Genomic DNA, 17,991 nt, shown 5'->3' on the forward strand with positions numbered 1-17,991 from the left:
GATATTACTTGCTCAGCAGCGCGGCGCGCGGCGCGCCCGACGGGCGCCCGGAGCCACCGTTGCCCGCCGGGCGGCCGGAGCCCTCCGGACGGCGATGGTTCTGCTGCGGGCGGCCCTCGTTGCGGCCGGCGTGGGCCGGACGGTCGGCGGGCTTGCCGTCGCGCGAGCCGTGGCTGGCGCGGCCTTCACCGCCAGCGCGGGCCGGCGCGGGAGCGCGGCCGCCTGCCGCGGCGCGGGGCTGGCCCTGGCCTTGTGCGGGACGCGAGCGGCCGCCATTGCCATTGCCGCCACGACCGCCATTACGGCCGCCGCCGCCGCGCGGGCTGCGGTTGTCTTCATCGCGTTCCTGGCGGTCGAAAGCCGCGGCGCTGGTGGCGGGCGGGGTCCAGCCTTCCACGGGCTTGCGCTCGATGGTCTTCTTGATCAGGCGTTCGATGTCCTTCAGCAGCTTGATTTCGCTGTTGTCGACCAGCGAGACCGCGGCGCCGGTGGCGCCGGCGCGGCCGGTGCGGCCGATGCGGTGCACGTAGTCTTCAGGCACGTTGGGCAGTTCGAAGTTGACCACCTGGGGCAACTGGTCGATGTCCAGGCCGCGGGCGGCGATGTCGGTCGCCACCAGCACGGTCACGGTGCTGTCCTTGAAGCCGGCCAGCGCGCGGGTGCGGGCCGATTGGCTCTTGTTGCCGTGGATGGCGGCGGCGGTCAGGCCGTCCTTGACCAGCTTTTCGGCCAGGCGGTTGGCGCCGTGCTTGGTGCGGGTGAACACCAGCACCTGATGCCAGCCGCTTTCGCGGATGATGTGGCTGATGAGGTCGCGCTTGTGGTGCTGTTCCACCATGTGCACCGTCTGGGTGACCAGCTCGGTGGCGGTGTTGCGCGGGGTGACCGAGACTTCGCCCGGGTTGTTCAGCACGCCGCGCGCCAGGGTGCGGATCTCGTCGGAGAACGTGGCCGAGAACAGCAGGTTCTGGCGCTGCTTGGGCAGCAGCGCCAGGATCTTGCGGATGTCGCGGATGAAGCCCATGTCCAGCATGCGGTCGGCTTCGTCCAGCACCAGGATTTCGACGCCGGACAGGTCCACGGTCTTCTGCCCGCAGTGGTCCAGCAGGCGGCCGGGCGTGGCCACCAGGATGTCCAGCGGCTTGCGCAGCGCGGAGATCTGGGGGTTGATATTGACGCCGCCGAACATCACCATGGAGCTCAGCGGGGTGTACTTGCCATAGGTCTGCACCGATTCCTCGACCTGCGCGGTCAATTCACGCGTCGGGGTCAGGATCAGGCAGCGCGGGCGGCCGGGCTTGCGCAGCTCGGGCTTTTTCTGCATCAGCAGGTGCAGGATGGGCAGCGTGAAGCCGGCGGTCTTGCCGGTACCGGTCTGGGCGGCGGCGAGCAGGTCGCCACCCTTGAGGACCTGGGGAATGGCCTGGGCTTGAATAGGCGTGGGCGCGGTGTAGCCGGTTTCGGCAATGGCGCGCAACAGGGAATCAGCCAGCCCGAGGTCGGCAAAAGGGGTAGAGGTAGTCAAAACAACTCCAGCGGCAGCCCGTCGCTCAAGTTGAGAGACTCCAATCCAGGCGGACGAATAAAGGAGAAAAGGGAAGCGCCCTGACGGGCGAAGCTTGGCAGCGAAGGGCCTAGCGGACGTGCGCAGATTGGCAAAACGCACGGGTGGATTGTAGCCGATGTGGCGTTGCAGCACCGTCCGGGATGGCTGGCTCTGTATCAATAAGCAACATATCGCAGCGCCTTTGCACGAAATAAGTGTTTTCCCTAGGCTGCAGTCCCTATAATCCGTCCGCTTTCATCCATTTGAAGAATAAAGGATCGCAATGAAAAAATCGGCAATAGTGGGCGTAGTCGTCGCGCTGGGCGCAGTCTGGACCGGTACGGCTTGGTATACGGGCCAGAAGGCCGAGGCTTTCGTCAAGCAATCGATCGAGCAGGCCAACCTTGAACTGAAGAAGGTTGGCGACAAATGGGGTGTGACCCCCGTCGTTGAGCTGGTTTCGTTCGAGCGTGGCGTGTTCACGTCCACCGAGCGCTATCGCGTGAAGGTCACCGAGCCCGCCGCCGATGGCAAGCCGGCCATCGAACACGAAATCGTGTTCGTCGAGCACCTGGATCACGGTCCTTTCCCGCTGTCGAACCTGAAGTCCGGCTCGTTCGCGCCGGCCATGGTCGCCAGCCGCTTCCAGCTGGAAGAGACGCCCCTGGTCAAGGAATGGTTCGCCGCCGCCAAGGGCGCGGTGCCGCTGTCCGGCGCCTATAGCGTCAGCTATGCCAAGAACATCACCGGCAACTTCGACATGGCTCCCGTCGAGTTCGCCAAGGACGCCAACAGCCTGAAGTTCTCGGGCATGAAGGGCGACGTGACCTACGCCACCGGCAGCAAGCACGGCACGATCGCGCTGAAGGCCGACAGCCTGACGCTGGCGGGCGAGTCCGAAGAAAGCGACATCGTCAGCATGGCCATGACCGGCCTGACCCTGACCAGCGACATGACGCCGGCCTCGAACGACATGTACGTGGGCAGCCAGAAGGTCGCGCTCAAGAACTGGACCATCACGTCCAAGGAAAAGCCGCCGGTCCAGCTCAAGGACACCGCCATCACCGTCGACATGACCGAAGCCAACTCGCTCATGGGCGTGAAGATGGCCATGGATTTCGGCATGATCAACGTGCAGGAAAAGGACATGGCCGGCGTGAAGCTGGTGCTGGACGCGCAGAAGCTGGATTCGAAGGCCTTCAAGGCGCTGAACGACGTTTATGAAGCCGCTTCGCGCCGCATGATGCAGAGCAAGGGCGAAGAGCAGTCGCCCCAGTTCACGGACGAAGAAATGCAGGTCGTCAAGACCAACGTCGACTTGCTGCTGGCCGGCAACCCGACGCTGGCCGTGTCGCCGCTGGAAGTGCGTACCGCCAACGGCACGTCGACCTTCAACCTGGATCTGGACATGGCCAAGCCGGCATCGCTGGACGGTGAGTTCGCCGACACGCTGAAGCAGGCGATCCGCAAGCTCAACGCCAAGCTGGTGCTGTCCAAGGGCAACCTGAGCGACCTGATGGCGATCGAGCCCCAGGTGCGCGGCGTGCCGGCCGAGCAGGCTCAGCAGACCGCCAAGGGCCAGGCTGAAATGGTCGGCACCATGGCTACCGCCATGGGCATGGCCAAGGTCGAAAACAACAACATCGTGACCTACCTGAACTACGCTGACGGCCAAGTCGACTTCAACGGCAAGAAGATGCCGGTCGAGCAGTTCCTGATGATGGTCATGAGCGGCGCGATGGGCGGCGCCCGCTAAGCCGGACGCATCACGCTCACCGGCTGGTATCGAAGGCCGCCGCGCCCAGGGCGCGGCGGCCTTTTCTTTGCCGGCTTCGGGCTCGCGCGGCAGGCCTGTCGCGGTTCAGAGCGGCAAGGCGCCCGCCGCCACCTCGCCGTTGCGCAGCACCGCCACATGGAAGCGTTTGTCGGCCGCCTTCATGATGTCTGCGGTGGGGTCGCCCTGCACCAGCAGCAGATCGGCCACGTTGCCGTCGGCGATGGCGCCGTGCTGGTCCATGCCCATCAGGTCATGGCCGCGCGAAGTGCCTGCGATCAACGCGTCCATGGGCGTCATGCCGAACTCCACCATGTAGGCGAGCTCCATGGCGTTTTCGCCGTGCAGGTTGAACGGGGTGCCGGCATCCGTGCCCAACGCGATGCGTCCGCCCGCCTTGTAGTACATCTGGAACGACTCGCGGTGGCGCTGTTCCACCGCGCGTGCCTTCTCGACCGCGTAGGCGGGGATGCCGTTGTCGGCGTTGGCGACGATGTTGCGGACTGCGGCAATGGTCGGCACCAGATAGGTCTGGGCGTCCAGCATCTCGCGCAGGCACTCGTCGTCCATGAAGATGCCGTGCTCGATTGAATCGATGCCGGCGCGCACGGCATTCAGGATGCCCAGCGTGCCTTGCGCATGGCTGGCGGTGCTCTTGCGGAAGCGCTTGGCCTCGTGCACGCCGGCCTTCATTTCGTCGAAGCTGTAGTGCGCGTCCATGGGGCTGACGCCCGGCGTCATGACGCCGCCGGTGGCCATGATCTTCACCAGGTCGCAGCCGGCATGAACCTGTTCGCGCACGGCCTTGACGACATCCTCGCAGCCGTCGGCGACGCGGCCGATGCGGTTGCCGTGGCCGCCCGTCATGCAGATGATGCGGCCCGAGGCCTTGATCGTGGGACCCGGGAACACGCCGCGCGCGATGGCGTCGCGCACGCCGAATTCCAGGTAATCCTTGCCGCCGCAATCGCGCAGCGCGGTGACGCCGCCGCGCAGGCTGGCCTGGGCGTTCTCCAGCGCCGTCAGCGTGATCTGCGCCGGGCCCTGCTTGCTCAGCTGCGCGTTGGGGTCGGCGCCGCCGGTGTAGACCAGGTGGACGTGACAGTCGGCCAGGCTGGGCATCAGGGTCATGCCGTCGGTGCGCACGGTCGCGCCGGCGTAGCCGGAGAATTCGCCGGCCGGCGCCACGCGCGCCACGTGCCGGCCTTCGACCAGCACGCCGTGATTGGGCAGCAGCTTGCCCTTGCCGTCGAAAACCTGGCCGCCTATGAACAGGGTCTGTCGTGTCGCCGTCATGTCTCGCTCCGGGTTGCGCCTGGCGCTACCCCGCCACGTCCAGTCCCTCGCGGGACATGGATTGCAGGCGGGGCATCAGGCCAAGCAGGTGTTGGCTGTAGGGATGCTGTGGACGTTCGAAGAGGTCTTCGGTGTTGGCCACTTCCAGCAGTTCGCCGTAGCGCATCACGCCCACGCGGTCGCACATCTGGCGGATCACCGGCAGGTCATGGCTGATGAACAGCATGGTCAGCCCCAGTTCCTCTTGCAGGTCCTTCAGCAGGTTCAGGATCTGCGCCTGGATGGACACGTCCAGCGCCGAGGTCGGCTCGTCGCAGATCAGGAAGCGGGGGCGCGTGGCCAGGGCGCGCGCGATGCAGATGCGCTGGCGCTGTCCGCCCGAGAACTCGTGCGGAAAGCGCTCGGCGGCGCGGTCGCCCAGGCCGACCACGTCCAGCAGGTCGGCGACGATGCGGCGCGCTTCCGCTTCGCTGGCCGCCAGCTTGTGGAAGCGGATCGGCTCGGCCACGATGTCCAGCACCCGCATGCGCGGATTGAGCGAAGAGAACGGATCCTGGAAGATCATCTGGATCTGCCGGCGGAACGGGTTCAGCTGCTTTTCGCCCTTGAGCGCGGTCAGGTCGGTGCCGCCGAAATTGACCGAGCCTTCGCTGGGCGTATAGAGGCCGGAGATCAGCCGCGCCACCGTCGACTTGCCGGAACCGGACTCGCCCACCAAGCCGAAGACTTCGCCTTCGCCGATGGAGAAATTGACGCGCTTGACCGCGTCCAGCGTGCGTTGGTTGCGCTTGAGCAGCGCGCTCTTCAGCACGAAGCGCATGCTCAGGTCGTTGACCTGCACCAGCGGGCCGCCGCTACGTGCGCCGAAGTCGCGGCGTTGTCCCAGCCAGTGCGTGGCCAGATCCAGCGGCTGCGTTGGCTTCTTCACGTCCTCGATGTAGGTCACCAGCGGAAAGCGCCGCAGCTTGATGTCGGGACGCGGCACCGCCGAGATCAGGCTGCGTGTGTACGGATGGTCCGGGTCGCCCAGGATCTTGGAGGTGGGGCCCTGTTCAACCAGCTTGCCGTGGTACAGCACCGCCACGCGGTCCGTCACGTCGGCGATCACGCCCATGTCGTGCGTGATGATGATCATGCCTACCTGCTCTTCGCGGCACAGTTTCTTGAGCAGTTCCAGGATCTGCGCCTGGATCGACACGTCGAGCGCGGTGGTGGGCTCGTCGGCGATGATGACTTCGGGTTCGCAGCACAGCGCCAGCGCGATCACCACGCGTTGCCGCATGCCACCCGAGAACTGGTGCGGGTACTGCTTGACGCGCAGTTCCGGCTGGTCGATGCCGACCTGCGCCAGCAATTGCACGGCGCGCTTCTGCGCCTCGGCATGGGACAGGTCCAGGTGTACCTGCATGGTTTCCACCAGCTGGCTTTCCACCGTCTGCAGCGGGTCCAGCGAGGTCAGCGGATCCTGGAAGATCATGCCGATGCGGCGGCCGCGCACCTTGCGCTTCTGCGCCGGGTTCAGCGTGTCGATGCGTTCGCCGTTGAGCAGCACGGCGCCGCCGGCGAGCCGGCCGGGCGCTTCCAGCAGGCCGATCACGGCATTGCCTATGGTGGACTTGCCGGCGCCGGACTCGCCGACCACGCCCAGGATCTCGCCTTTTTCCAGGGATAGCGAGACGCCGTCCACGGCCACCAGCGTGCCGCGGCGGCTGGGGAATTCGATGCGGATGTCTTCGATGTTCAACAGGGCCATGGCATCCTCAGCGCAGCTTGGGGTTGAGCGCGTCGCGCAGCCAGTCGCCCAGCAGGTTGACCGACAGCACCAGCGCCACCAGCGCGATGCCGGGGAAGATGGAGATCCACCACATGCCCGAGAAAAGATAGCTGTTGCCAATGCGGATCAGCGTGCCCAGCGACGGCGCCGTGGGCGGCACGCCCACGCCCAGGAACGAGAGCGTGGCTTCGGTGATGATGGCGATGGCCAGATGGATGGTGGCGATGACCAGCACCGGTCCCATCACGTTGGGCAGGATGTGCCGGCGCAGGATGGTGAACGGGCCGATGCCGATGAGGCGCGCTGCCTGCACGTATTCCTTGTTGCGCTCCACCAGCGTGGAGCCGCGCACGGTACGCGCGTATTGCACCCAGCCGGAGATACCGATGGCGAAGATCAACACATACAGCGCAAGCTGGTCGTGCATGTCGCGCGGCAGCAGGCCGCGCGCCACGCCGTCGATCAGCAGCGCCACCAGGATGGCCGGAAACGACAGCTGCACGTCGGCGATGCGCATGATGAAGCTGTCCACGCGGCCGCCGGCATAGCCGCTGATGAGGCCGAGCGTCACGCCCAGCACCATCGAGAACAGCACGGAAGCGAAGCCCACCAGCAGCGACACGCGCGAGCCATACAGCACGGCCGATAGGATGTCGCGGCCCTGGTCGTCGGTGCCCAGCAGGAAGTCGGGACTGCCGCCCTCTTCCCAGGACGGCGGCGTGTTGGCGTCCATGATGCTCAAGGACGCCAGGTCGAAGGGGTTGTGCGGCGCGACCACGGGCGCGAACAGCGCGCCCAGCAGGATGACCAGCGTGACGATCGCGGCGATGATGGCGCCGGGCGAACGCTTGAAGCTGTGCCAGAGGTCGCTGTCGGCCGCGCGGGCGAAGAAGGGAGCGATGCGAGCAATCATGATGAGTCCTTTACTTGCTCTGCACGCGTAGACGCGGGTCCACGGCGAAGTACAGCAGGTCCACGACCAGGTTGATGACCACGAACATGAAGGCGATCAGCACCAGGTAGGCCGCCATGACGGGGATGTCCACCATGCTGATGGCCTGGATGAACAGCAGACCCATGCCGGGCCACTGGAACACGGTTTCCGTGATGATGGCGAAGGCGATGATGGAGCCCAGTTGCAGCCCGGTGATCGTGATGACGGGCACCATGGTGTTCTTCAGCGCGTGGCGGAAATTGATCAGCCGTTCCGGCAGGCCGCGGGCGCGCGCGAACTTGATGAAGTCGGCGCGCAGCACTTCCAGCATTTCGGCGCGCACCAGCCGCATGATCAGCGTCATCTGGAACAGCGCCAGCGTGATGGCGGGCATGATCAGCGCCAGCCAGCCTGATTTGGTCAGGAAGCCCGTGGTCCACCATCCCAGGCTGACCACGTCGCCGCGTCCGAAGCTGGGCAGCCATCGCAGCTGCACGCCGAAGAACAGGATGAGCAGGATGCCGATCAGGAAGGTGGGTAGCGAGATGCCGGCCAGAGAGATCGCCATGAAGGCCTTGGACAGCACGCCGTGGCGCTTGAGGGCGGTATAGATGCCCATGGGTATGCCCAGGGCCAGCGCCATCACGGCGGACACGAAGGACAGTTCCAGCGTGGCTGGCATGCGCTCTTCGAGCAGCTCGCTGACCGGCCGGCGATGGCGGTACGACATGCCGAAATCGCCGCGCACGGCGTTGGCGACGAAGTGCGCGTACTGCACCACGAACGGGTCGTCCAGGCCCAGCTGTTCGCGCAGTTGCACGCGTTGTTCAGGGGTGGTGTCCTGACCCACCATGCTGGCTATCGGGTCGCCCACATAGCGGAACATGGCGAACGCGATCAGCGCCACCGTCAACATCACCAGCACCGACTGGATAAGCCGTTGCGCAATAAAGGAAAGCATTATCGGGAGCCCTCGGTTTCAGATAACGCCGGGCCGCGTTTCCCGCGGATGGCGGGAACCGGGGCTGGGCCGGGCGCGCCCGGGCGGCATGCGCCGCCCGGGGCTCGCGTCGCTGGCCGCTTACGGCAGGACGACGTCGCGCAGGTCGAGCACGTCGTCGGCGCGCTGGATGACCTTGATGTTGTCCTTCACGCCCCAGGACATGGGCTGCTGGTGCAGCGGCAGATAGCCATAGTCGTTGCGCACGATCTCGAAGGCTTCCTTGATCATGGCATTGCGCTTGGCCTGGTCGGTTTCGACGCCGATCTTGTCGGTGAGCTCGTCGACCTTCTTGTTGCAGTAGCCGCCCAGGTTGAACTGGCCCGCGGCCGTCTTGGCATTGCGGCAGGAGGTCAGGTTCAGCAGCGTGTTGTGCGCGTCGGTGGAGCTGGGCGTCCAGCCCAGCATGTACATGCTGGTCTGGTTGCCGGCCTGCAGCAGGATCTTGCCGAAGTACTTGGACTTGGTCTGCGCCAGCAGGTTGATCTTGATACCTACCCGCGCCAGCATGCCGGCCACGGCCTGGCAGACCTTTTCGTCGTTGACGTAGCGGTCGTTCGGGCAGTCCATGGTGACCGTGAAGCCCTTGGGATAGCCGGCTTCGGCCAGCAGCTTCTTGGCGCGTTCGGGATCCGGCTTGTACGGCGCGCCGAAGGATTCGTCATAGCCGTTGATGGCGGTGGCGATGAGCGAGCCCAGCGGCTTGGCCGCGCCGCGCATGATCTTCTCGTTGATGGCCTTGGTGTCCACGGCCAGCACCACGGCTTCGCGCACCTTGGGATCCTTGAAGGGGTTCTTGCCCTTTACGTCCGAGAAGAGCAGTTCGTCGCGGTCCTGGTCCATGCCGATGAAGATGGCGCGCGCTTCGGGCGCGGTCAGCGGCTTGACGCCCTTGGCGTCTTCGAGCCGCTTCCAGTCCTGCACCGGCACCGGCTGCACCAGGTCCATTTCGCCGGAGATCAGCGCGGCCACGCGTGTCGCTTCCTGCGTGATCGGCTGGAAGATGACCTCGTCGACATTGGTCTTGATGTTCTTGTTCCAGTAGCCGTCGTAGCGCTTGAGCACGGTCTTCACGTCGGGCTGGCGCGAGGTCAGCATGAAGGGGCCGGTGCCGTTGGCGTTCAGGTTGGCGTAGTTGCCCTGATTGTCGCCCTTGACGTTGGTGGCTTCGGTGGTCTTGTTCTTTTCCGACCACGACTTGCTCATGATGTACAGGAACACCCATTCGCGCGGCAGGATGGGGTTGGGCGTGGGGGTGATGACTTCGATGGTGTAGTCGTCCACCTTCTTGATGTCGGACGCCTTGGCGCCATAGCCCTTCATATCGGAGCCCGGGGTCAGGCTGCGCTTCCAGGAGAAGATGACGTCGTCGGCCGTGAACGGCGAGCCGTCATGGAACTTCACGCCCTTGCGCAGTTTGAACACCCATTTGTTGGGTTCGGGGTTTTCCCAGCTTTCCGCCAGCAGCGGCGTCAGCTTCAGGTTGCCGTCGTAGCCGGCCAGCGTTTCGTAGATGTTGCCCTGGAAGCCCAGCGTGAACGTTTCGTTCAGGGCCATCGGATCCATGGACGTCGCATCGCCTTGGTAGGACCAGTGTAAGGTCTTGGCGGCCGCGCCGGCGCTGAATGCCAGAGAGGCGGCGACGGCAGCCGCGAGCGCAGCTTGCTTCAGGTGGGGAAAAGTACGCATAGCCCTCATGCTCCGTGTGGTGCGCGGATAGCGCGACAGAAGTGACAGGGCCCCGGCCCCATGGGGAACCGGGGCATGGCGTTGCTGCTTACGACGAAAGACGGATTGGGGTCTGGCGATACGCAGCGCGAGCCGCGCGCGGGCCGCCTGTGATGGCGCTGCCGGGAATCACTGCGCAGGACTTCGACTTCACGATAGACCCAACCCCTTGTGATTATCATGACGGGGACGGACCCGCGCCGATGCAGAACGAATGTTATAGATCCATTCGTTTAAGCGTCAATCGGTTTGGATTGGGGTTAGTACTTGCTTGCCGGCAGCGTGGAATGGTGCGTGCGGCGCAGGCGGGCGGTTCCGCCTTCAGGCGCCGGGCGGCGGCGTGTCGGCAAGGGTTTTCGCCAATTCGCGGACCACGCGCTTGCGGCGGTCGCTGTCTTCGTAGGGCTCGCCCAGGGCCGACCATTCGGGCCGGCTGCGGGCTTCCTTCAGCGCCTCGGGCAAGGGTCCCTTGCGCCAGGCTTCATCCTCCGGATGATCTAGTCTCAATGGCTCGCGCGCGGCGTGGCCGCGGCGCTCCAGCGCTTCGATCAGTTGCCGCTGGCGCAAGGCCAAGAGGCGCAGCACCGCGTCGTCGACGCTGATTTCGCGCCAGCCGCGCAGCTTGCCGGCCACGCGCTTGCCCAGCTTTTCCACGCCTTGCCACAGGCCGCCCGCGGCGGCGCCGATCAGCATGCCGGTGCCCAGGCTCAAGCCCGCGCTGAACAGGTCCACCGCCGCGCCGGCCATGGCGCCCGCGGCGGCGCCCATGCCTACCTGCACGCCCATGTCCTTCAGCGCCTGGGGATGGAACAGGTCCATGCCCCAGCGCTCGCCCTGCAAGGGCAGCGCATCGTCGGTGAAATCGGCTGCGCGGAAGTTGTAGAGCGCCAGCAAGGCGTTGACGCAGGTCTGTTCGCGTTGGCGCACCTGGTCGCGCAGTTTGCTTGAGGCGGCCGCGAGCGCCGCTTCGTCGCTGGCGCTGGCTACGTGCAAGGCGGCTACGTCCACCAACAGGTCGGCCAGCAGTTCGTAGGCCGAGCCGCGACGCGTCCGACGCTGCTCGGCCAGGCTGGCGGACAGCCGGGCCAGCGCGGCGGCGTGGCGGTCCAGCAGCACGCCAAGTTTGGCGTAGAGCTGCTGTTCGCCATCCAGCGGCGGGGCGACGGTGTCGAACTCCACCACGGCATGCAGCCCCAGCCGCGCCATGGCGGCGCGCCATTCATCGGCGCGGTGCGCGGGCGCGTTGACGAAGTTCAGCACCGGCAGCAGGGGCCGGCCGCAAGCGGCCAGGATGGCGAGTTCGTCGCGGTGCTTGCCCAGCACCGGATCGCGCGCGTCGATGACGTACAGCGCGGCGTCGCAGTCCAGCATCTTCGCCAGGACGCGGGCCTCCTGTTCATAGCGGCCGTGCGCGGCAGGCGTGTCGAGGAAGCGGCGGATGCGCGCGGGGCCGTCCAGACGCTCTTGCGGGCTGTCCAGCTTTTCCAGGTACTCCAGCAGCGAGATGCTGTCTTCCATGCCTGGCGTGTCGAACCATTCCAGCACGGCCCGTCCTTCCAGCCGCAGGCGCGCGCCTTCGACGTGGCGCGTGGTGCCGGGGCTGTCGGCGACTTCGCCGAAGCGGGTGTCGCGTGTCAGCGTGCGCAACAGCGAGGTCTTGCCGGTGTTGGTGTGGCCGACCAGCGCGATCTTGATGATGTCTTCAGCCATGGCCCGACTCCAGCCACGATAGCGGGGCAATGGGCGCTTGCAGCACCGCGTCGGCAGGCAGGCCGAGGGCAAGCAGGCGTTCGCGCCATAGCGGTGCGCGGGTGGCGGGGGCAACGGCGTCCATATGCGGCGTGATCAGCCAGACGCGGGTCTGTTCCGCGTGCGCGGCCAGTTCGGCGATCAGCGACAGCGTGCCGCGGTCGGGAGTCTGGCGAGCGTCGCAGGCGATCAGCAGGCGCGTGGCGGCCTTGCCGGCCAGCGCGTCCAGTACGCGGTTGCGTTCTTCGCGGCTGTCCAGATTGCCGGCCTGCTGGATGCCCGCGGGCATGTCCGCGGGCGGCCAGGCCAGGTCCGCCGGCAGTTCCAGTCCCAGCAGCACGGGCTGGCCGCCCAGGCCCGCGAGCGGCGGCGCGCCGACCCGGGGTTCGTGCAGGGGATCAACCGGACGGTCTATGCCGGTGGACAGGGCGGGCGGTTCCAGACGGTCGCGCAGAGCGGAGAAGCCGGGCAGCGCGGGATCGATGCGCAGGCCGCGCAAGGCGCGCAGCGAACCCGCCACGCACAGCGCGCCGGCCAGCAGACGGGGCAGGATGCCGTAGACCACCAGCACGCCGATCAGCCAGAGCGACCACTGCACCTGCGCTTCGGCGGGCAGGGCCTGGGCGCCGTCGCTGGCGCGGATCATGGCGGCGTCTGGCATCGGAAAGCCCAGCTGGGCCGGCAGCCAGCCCATGGCTTGCGTCAGGCGCACGAAGGTGTCCGGCGCCAGCAAGGTGGTGGCCCAGATGAAGCGGTAGCTGGCGGTGGACAGCACGGCCAGCAGCACCGCCAACGCCGCGCACAGGGCCGTGAGCCACAGCAGATGGCTGATGCTGCCGAACAGCCAGCGCAAGGCGCCCGCGCGGGCCAGCAGGTTGAGGAAGGCCTGCGGCACCAGCGCGCTGTCGGGGCCGCGGGCCAACTTGCGGGTGGCCCACAGCCAGACCCGTCCCAGTCCCGTGACGGAGGAGGCCCGCAGCAGGAAGCTGGCCAGCCATAGCAGGAAGGTGAGCGCATGCAGGCCCAGCAAGGCGCCCAGGGCCCAGAGCACGTTGACCGCGCGGGAGCCGTCGCCCAGCGCGCCCAGCGCGGCGCCTGCGCCGGAAAGCGCGGCCAGCAGAAATAGCAAGGCCAGGATGGCGAGCGCGCTGCGGCGCCATGTTTCGACCAGGGAGACGAGGTTCTCGCGTCGTGCCAGCAACTCGGCGCGGGCCAGGATGCGTGAAGGCAGATCGCCGTCCTGCTGGCGCACGCGGCGCACCGTGTCTGCGTCTTCCAGCGGCCCCCAATGGGCTTCGCGCAGGCGGATCAACTCCGCCAGCCAGTGCGCGCGCACGGGGCCGGCGCCGAGGGGTTCAGCCGTGGGGGAGGAATCGCGAGAGGTCGTAGACGGCATCGCGTCGGGCGGCGGTACGGTCAGGCCCTGGGGGCGGTGGGCCATTGTAGACCGGGCGGGCCGCGAAACGGGGCCGCAGCGCTGCTCAGTGCCTGGCGCGCGCGCTGCGGTATTGTCCCGGCGTGACGCCGACGGCGTCGCGGAAGACCCGCGCCAGATGGCTGGCGTTGCCGAAGCCGCTGGCTTGGGCAATGCCGGCCAGGTCGCCCTTGCCGGCCGCCAGCAGCTTGCGCGCATGCGCCAGCCGCTGCGTCCGTACCCAGGCGTGCGGCGGTTCGCCGAAGGAGGTGTGGAACATGCGGGCGAAGTGGTAGGTGGAGAGCGCCGCCACGCCTGCCAGTTCGTCCAGCGTCAGCGGTTCGGCCAGGTGCGCGTCGATGTAGTCCATCATGCGCCGGCGCACGACGGGCGCCAGGCCGCCACGCAGCGTTGCCGCAGGCTTGCGCGCCACGCCCTGGTTCAGCAGATGGTGCAGCACGGTCTCGGCCGCGCTGCTGGCCGCCAGCCGGTCGGCGGGCTGGTGCCAGTCGGTGCCCAGCAGTTGCCCGCACACGTCGATCAGCGAGTCGTCGTGGATGTAGGTGCGGTCGCGCAGCTCCAGCGTGCGGGGCTCGCAGTCCAGCCGCATGACGGCTTCGCGGGCCAGGCGTTCCGGCGCGATGTACAAGTGCAGGAAGTGCACGGAGTCGTTCATGCTCCAGCGCGAGTAGTGCTCCGAGGGCAGCACGCAGAATTTGCCGGCGCCGCCGTGCAGCCGGTCCTGGCCCAGGCGGAACGACTTGTCGCCGCCGTGCAGATAGAGCGACAGGGTGTGATGGCCGGGGTTGTCGTAGCCCATGGTCTCGTGCGCGCTGCGCGACCATTGCGAGATGGCGATGCCCTCGCCCAGCGCAGCGGCCCGCCCCAGCGTCGCGGTGGAGCTCGCCAGGGTGCGAAAGACGGAAAAGTCGGCCGGAGCCGAAGCGACGGTAGGCATATGAGTGGAATGCTACTGCGATCCCGCGCGCGCCGTGTGCGCGCGAAGAAGAAAACCGCAAGAACCGGCAATCCTCGCCGGCGGGGTGGGCGCAAACTGGATTCCCGGGCGGCTTTCCGGACCGCCGTTTCCTGTTTCAGCACCGCATCGTGAATCTTTTCCTGTATTTCCTCACTGTCGTCATCTGGGGCACCACCTGGATCGCCATCAAGCTGCAGTTGGGCGTGGTGGCCATCCCCGTATCCATCTTCTACCGTTTTGCGCTGGCGGGCTTGATCCTGTTCGCGGCCCTGGCGCTGACCCGCAAGCTGCAAAAAATGGACCGGCGCGGCCACTGGCTGTGCGTGGGCCAGGGCCTGTGCCTGTTCTGCCTGAACTTCCTGTGCTTCTATACGGCGACCCAATGGATCCCCAGCGGCCTGGTGTCGGTGGTGTTTTCGGCGGCCACGCTGTGGAACGCGCTGAATGCCCGCCTGTGGTTCGGCACCCGCGTTGCGCCGCGCGTGATGGCGGCCGGCGCCTTGGGCTTTTCGGGTCTGGTGCTGCTGTTCTGGCCGGAATTGGCCGGGCAGCAGGCCAGCCACGAAACCTTGCTGGGCCTGGGCTTCGCCTTGCTGGGCACGTTCTGCTTTTCCACCGGCAACATGCTGTCGTCGTTGCAGCAGCGCGCCGGCATCCGGCCCTTGACCGGCAATGCCTACAGCATGCTCTATGGCGCGGCCATCCTGCTGGCGGGTTGCGTGGCGGCGGGCCTGCCATTCGAGTTCGATCGTTCGGCCTCGTACGTGGGCGCTCTGCTCTACCTGGCCATTCTCGGATCCGTGGTCGGCTTCACGGCCTATCTGACGCTGGTGGGACGCATGGGGCCGGCTCGCGCCGCCTACTGCACGGTGCTGTTCCCGGTCGTGGCCCTGAGCGTGTCCACGTTTGCCGAAGGCTATCAGTGGACAGCGCCGGCCCTGCTGGGCCTGGCGCTGGTGATGTTGGGCAACTTGCTGGTCTTCACGAAGTGGACGCCCTTCGCGCGGCGCGCGGCGGCTTGAGCGCCGCCTGGAGCCCTGTGCAAGGCTGCTTGGGGTGAACAGGCCCTAGCGGGCCAGGGCGCGCAGCCCTTCCAGCAGGCGGTCGATTTCCGCGTCGTTGGTCAGATAGCTGACCGATGCCCGCGCAATCTGCGCCAGGCCGCGAGCCTCCATGTCCAGCGGGGTATAGGGCACGCCGTTGCTGCCGATGGTGATGCCCTGCGCCGCCATGGCGCGCTGCACCGATACCGCGTCCTGGCCGGCCAGGTTGAAGGACACCAGGCCGGAGCGTTCGCGGCCTTGGTCCAGCACGGTGATGCCAGGGATGGCCGCCAGTTCCGTCCGCAGGGCCCGGGCTGTGGCGTCAATGCGCGCGCGGATGGCCGGCAGGCCGATGTCCAGCGCCTCCTGCAAGGCATTGGCCAGACCGCAGCGCAGCGCCAGTGAAGCCTCTGCCGATTCCAGGCGAGCGGCGTCCTGGCGCAGCACGGGCTCGCCGTCCGCGCCCAGGGGAGCGGAATGGGTGTCGACGAAGGCCGGCGTGAGCCGGTCCAGGAAGCCGCGCCGCACGTACAGCAGGCCGGTGCCGCGCGGGCCGCGCAGCGCCTTGCGCCCTGCCCCGCTCAGCACGTCGCAGCCGATCTGCGCCACGTCCACGGGCAACTGGCCGACCGCCTGCGCCGCATCCACGAAGTACGGGATGCGATGGCGGCGCGCCACGTTGCCGATGGCGGCGGCGGGATTGATCAGGCCGCCGTTGGCCGGCAGCCAGGTCAGCGCGATCAGGCGCACTCGTTCGTCCAGCATGGCCTCCAGCGCTTGCGCGTTGGTGCAGCCGCTATCGTCCGAGGGGATGACTTCCAGCGTGGCGCCGGCGCGCTGCGCCTGGAGCCGCATGGCGGCCAGATTGCCGCCCCATTCGTGACGGCCCACCAGAATGCGATCGCCGGGGCGCCACGGCTCCAGCGCCGCAAAAGCGGCGCCCCAGCCGGGCGAGTTGCCGCCTGTCAGTGCGATTTCGCTCGGGTCCGCGTTAAACAGCCGGGCCGCCAGCGTGCGGGCGTTCTCAATCAGCTCGCGGGACCTCACGCCGGCTTCCATCGGCCCTTGGGTGGCTTCGCGTTGCAGGTGCGCGTGGATGGCCTGCAGCGTCGCCGCCGAGGGCAGCGACGCGCCGGCGTGATTGAAATGGACCGTGGTGTGGGCGCCGGGGGTCTGGGCGCGCAACGCTTCCACGACGCTGGGGGTCAAGGGGGCGGACATGGCGGCTCCGGCAGGGATCAGGCTTGCGTGAGCGCGATGACGGCTTCGACTTCGACTGCCACGCCCTGCGGCAGGGACGCCACGCCGACGGCGCTGCGCGCGTGACGGCCGGCATCGCCGAAGACCTCGACCATCAGGTCCGAGGCGCCGTTGGCGATGGCGCTTTGGCGGTTGAAGTCGGGCGTGCTGGCCACGAACACGCCCAGGCGCACGACGCGGGCCACGCGGTCCAGCTTGTCGCCGGTGGCGGCCGCGATCTGCGACAGCAGGCCCAACGCGGACAAGCGCGCCGCCTCTACGCCGTCGGCATCCGAAATCTGGTCGCCCAGGCGTCCCAGATAGGCTGCCTTGCCGTCCTTGCGGGAAATCTGGCCGGAGATATACAGCAGGTTGCCTTCCTGCACGAAAGGCACGTAGTTGGCGGCGGGCGCGGAGGCGGCTTCGAGGGTCAGGCCAAGTTCGGCCACGCGGCCGGAGATAGAACGGGTCATGAGGGACTCCTGAAAGGGAAAAGAAGGGCAAGCCTCATGCTATCGGCCGCCGCCGACCCTGACCAATCAATTTTTGCGCAGTACGCATGAGCAAAACTAATGCGTATCGTCCTGCGCTTGCGCTTCCTGCAACAGCCAATCAAGGAAGCGTTGCGCGGTTTCGCCCAGCGCGCCGCGCGGCGTCACGAACCACCAGCCGATGCGCGGCGCCTCCAGCGTAGTACCCGGCAGAGCATGCACCAGCGCCCCGCTGGCGAGCTGGGCGCTGATCAGGCGGTGGCGGCCCATCGCCATGCCTTGGCCGGACAGCGCAGCTTCCACGACGATGTTGTAGTCATGCAGGCGCACGGGTTGCACGCCGCCCAGGTCCACGCCATGATGCCGCGCCCACGCGTCCCATTCGAAGGGATGGCGCGCATGCGAGGCCAGCAGCGGAAAGCGCAGCAGGTCTTGCGGCATGCGCGGGCGCTTCCTGCCCGTGATCAGCGCGGGCGCGCAGACGACCGACAGCCGCTCCGCCATGATCAGCCGGGAGCGCACGCCGGGCCACACGCCGCGGCCGTAGCGGATGGCGACGTCGACCTCTCCGCCCGCCACGTCAGCCAAACCGATGTCGGGCTGCAATTGCAGATCGACGTCCGGATGGGCCGCGCCAAACGCCGCCAGGCGCGGCGCCAGCCAGCGCGTGGCGAAAGACGCCAGCAATCCGACGCGCAGCGTCTGGCGCGGCGTTGCGGGCGCGCGGAGCTCGTCGGTGCCCTGGCGCAGCAGTTCGAAAGCCGCGTGCACGCGTTCGTAGTAGGCCTGTCCTGCCGCAGTCAACGCCACGGCGCGCGTACGCCGTTCGAACAACGCCACTCCCAACTCGGCTTCCAGGCGCTGGATATGGTGGCTGACGGCGCTTTGCGTCACGAAGAGCTCCTGCGCGGCCAGCGAAAAGCTCATGCGCCGCGCGGCGGCTTCGAAAGCGCGCAGGGAAACCAGGGCGGGCAGGGATCGCGCGGAACGCATGGAGACGTGGAAAACCGTGATGATCGAATGC

The 17,991-nt window shown here is 67.3% G+C and carries 14 protein-coding genes; 2 read left to right on the forward strand and 12 right to left on the reverse strand.

Annotated elements, in window-relative coordinates:
* Positions 1 to 4 precede the first annotated feature (4 nt).
* A complete protein-coding gene (locus IPU70_RS30555) occupies positions 5 to 1,525 on the reverse strand; it encodes a DEAD/DEAH box helicase (RefSeq protein ID WP_207473086.1) in 1,521 nt (506 codons plus the stop codon).
* Between the two features lie 304 nt (positions 1,526 to 1,829).
* Between IPU70_RS30555 and IPU70_RS30560 the strand changes: the two genes are divergently transcribed.
* Complete coding sequence (locus IPU70_RS30560; protein ID WP_207473088.1) at positions 1,830 to 3,302, forward strand: YdgA family protein; 1,473 nt, start codon at positions 1,830 to 1,832, stop codon at positions 3,300 to 3,302.
* 105 nt (positions 3,303 to 3,407) lie between these two features.
* Here IPU70_RS30560 and IPU70_RS30565 read toward each other — a convergent pair whose 3' ends face one another.
* From IPU70_RS30565 to IPU70_RS30600, 8 genes are all read right to left on the reverse strand, one after another.
* A complete protein-coding gene (locus IPU70_RS30565) occupies positions 3,408 to 4,616 on the reverse strand; it encodes an amidohydrolase family protein (RefSeq protein WP_207473090.1) in 1,209 nt (402 codons plus the stop codon).
* A gap of 25 nt (positions 4,617 to 4,641) precedes the next feature.
* Positions 4,642 to 6,369 (reverse strand): ABC transporter ATP-binding protein, encoded by a 1,728-nt coding sequence (locus tag IPU70_RS30570; protein WP_013390915.1) that lies wholly within the window; start codon positions 6,367 to 6,369, stop codon positions 4,642 to 4,644.
* A 7-nt stretch (positions 6,370 to 6,376) separates the two neighbouring features.
* Positions 6,377 to 7,303 carry an ABC transporter permease gene (locus tag IPU70_RS30575; protein ID WP_207473091.1) on the reverse strand — a complete coding sequence of 309 codons (927 nt, stop codon included), beginning with the start codon at positions 7,301 to 7,303 and terminating at the stop codon, positions 6,377 to 6,379.
* Between the two features lie 10 nt (positions 7,304 to 7,313).
* The gene (locus IPU70_RS30580) at positions 7,314 to 8,285 is read right to left on the reverse strand and encodes an ABC transporter permease (RefSeq protein WP_013390917.1); all 972 of its coding nucleotides are present in this window, start codon (positions 8,283 to 8,285) and stop codon (positions 7,314 to 7,316) included.
* A gap of 120 nt (positions 8,286 to 8,405) precedes the next feature.
* A complete protein-coding gene (locus tag IPU70_RS30585; protein ID WP_013390918.1) occupies positions 8,406 to 10,013 on the reverse strand; it encodes an ABC transporter substrate-binding protein in 1,608 nt (535 codons plus the stop codon).
* Between the two features lie 360 nt (positions 10,014 to 10,373).
* Entirely contained in the window at positions 10,374 to 11,762 is a 1,389-nt protein-coding gene (locus IPU70_RS30590) for a GTPase/DUF3482 domain-containing protein (RefSeq protein ID WP_207473094.1), read from the reverse strand.
* On the reverse strand, positions 11,755 to 13,197 hold the full coding sequence (locus tag IPU70_RS30595; RefSeq protein WP_242702769.1) for a DUF2868 domain-containing protein: 1,443 nt from the start codon (positions 13,195 to 13,197) through the stop codon (positions 11,755 to 11,757). The genes IPU70_RS30590 and IPU70_RS30595 overlap by 8 nt, the downstream gene beginning before the upstream one ends.
* A gap of 85 nt (positions 13,198 to 13,282) precedes the next feature.
* On the reverse strand, positions 13,283 to 14,173 hold the full coding sequence (locus IPU70_RS30600) for an AraC family transcriptional regulator (protein ID WP_207473096.1): 891 nt from the start codon (positions 14,171 to 14,173) through the stop codon (positions 13,283 to 13,285).
* Between the two features lie 149 nt (positions 14,174 to 14,322).
* On the opposite strand from IPU70_RS30600, the gene IPU70_RS30605 reads away from it, so the two are divergent.
* Positions 14,323 to 15,216, forward strand: a complete 894-nt coding sequence (locus IPU70_RS30605; RefSeq protein ID WP_207473098.1) for an EamA family transporter — start codon at positions 14,323 to 14,325, stop codon at positions 15,214 to 15,216.
* Positions 15,217 to 15,261: 45 nt separating this feature from the next.
* Here the strand turns inward: IPU70_RS30605 and IPU70_RS30610 are convergent, their stop codons facing one another.
* The 3 genes from IPU70_RS30610 to gcvA all read right to left on the reverse strand — a co-directional run bounded on the left by IPU70_RS30610 (position 15,262) and on the right by gcvA (position 17,960).
* On the reverse strand, positions 15,262 to 16,458 hold the full coding sequence (locus tag IPU70_RS30610; RefSeq protein ID WP_207473105.1) for an aminotransferase class V-fold PLP-dependent enzyme: 1,197 nt from the start codon (positions 16,456 to 16,458) through the stop codon (positions 15,262 to 15,264).
* Positions 16,459 to 16,475: 17 nt separating this feature from the next.
* Positions 16,476 to 16,949, reverse strand: coding sequence for a RidA family protein (locus tag IPU70_RS30615; RefSeq protein ID WP_013390924.1), 474 nt, complete (start codon positions 16,947 to 16,949; stop codon positions 16,476 to 16,478).
* Positions 16,950 to 17,045: 96 nt separating this feature from the next.
* Positions 17,046 to 17,960 (reverse strand): transcriptional regulator GcvA, encoded by a 915-nt coding sequence (gcvA, locus tag IPU70_RS30620; protein ID WP_207473107.1) that lies wholly within the window; start codon positions 17,958 to 17,960, stop codon positions 17,046 to 17,048.
* Positions 17,961 to 17,991: the final 31 nt, after the last annotated feature.

It is taken from the genome of Achromobacter sp. SD115, from assembly GCF_017355315.1.
GTDB lineage: Bacteria > Pseudomonadota > Gammaproteobacteria > Burkholderiales > Burkholderiaceae_B > Achromobacter > Achromobacter xylosoxidans_B.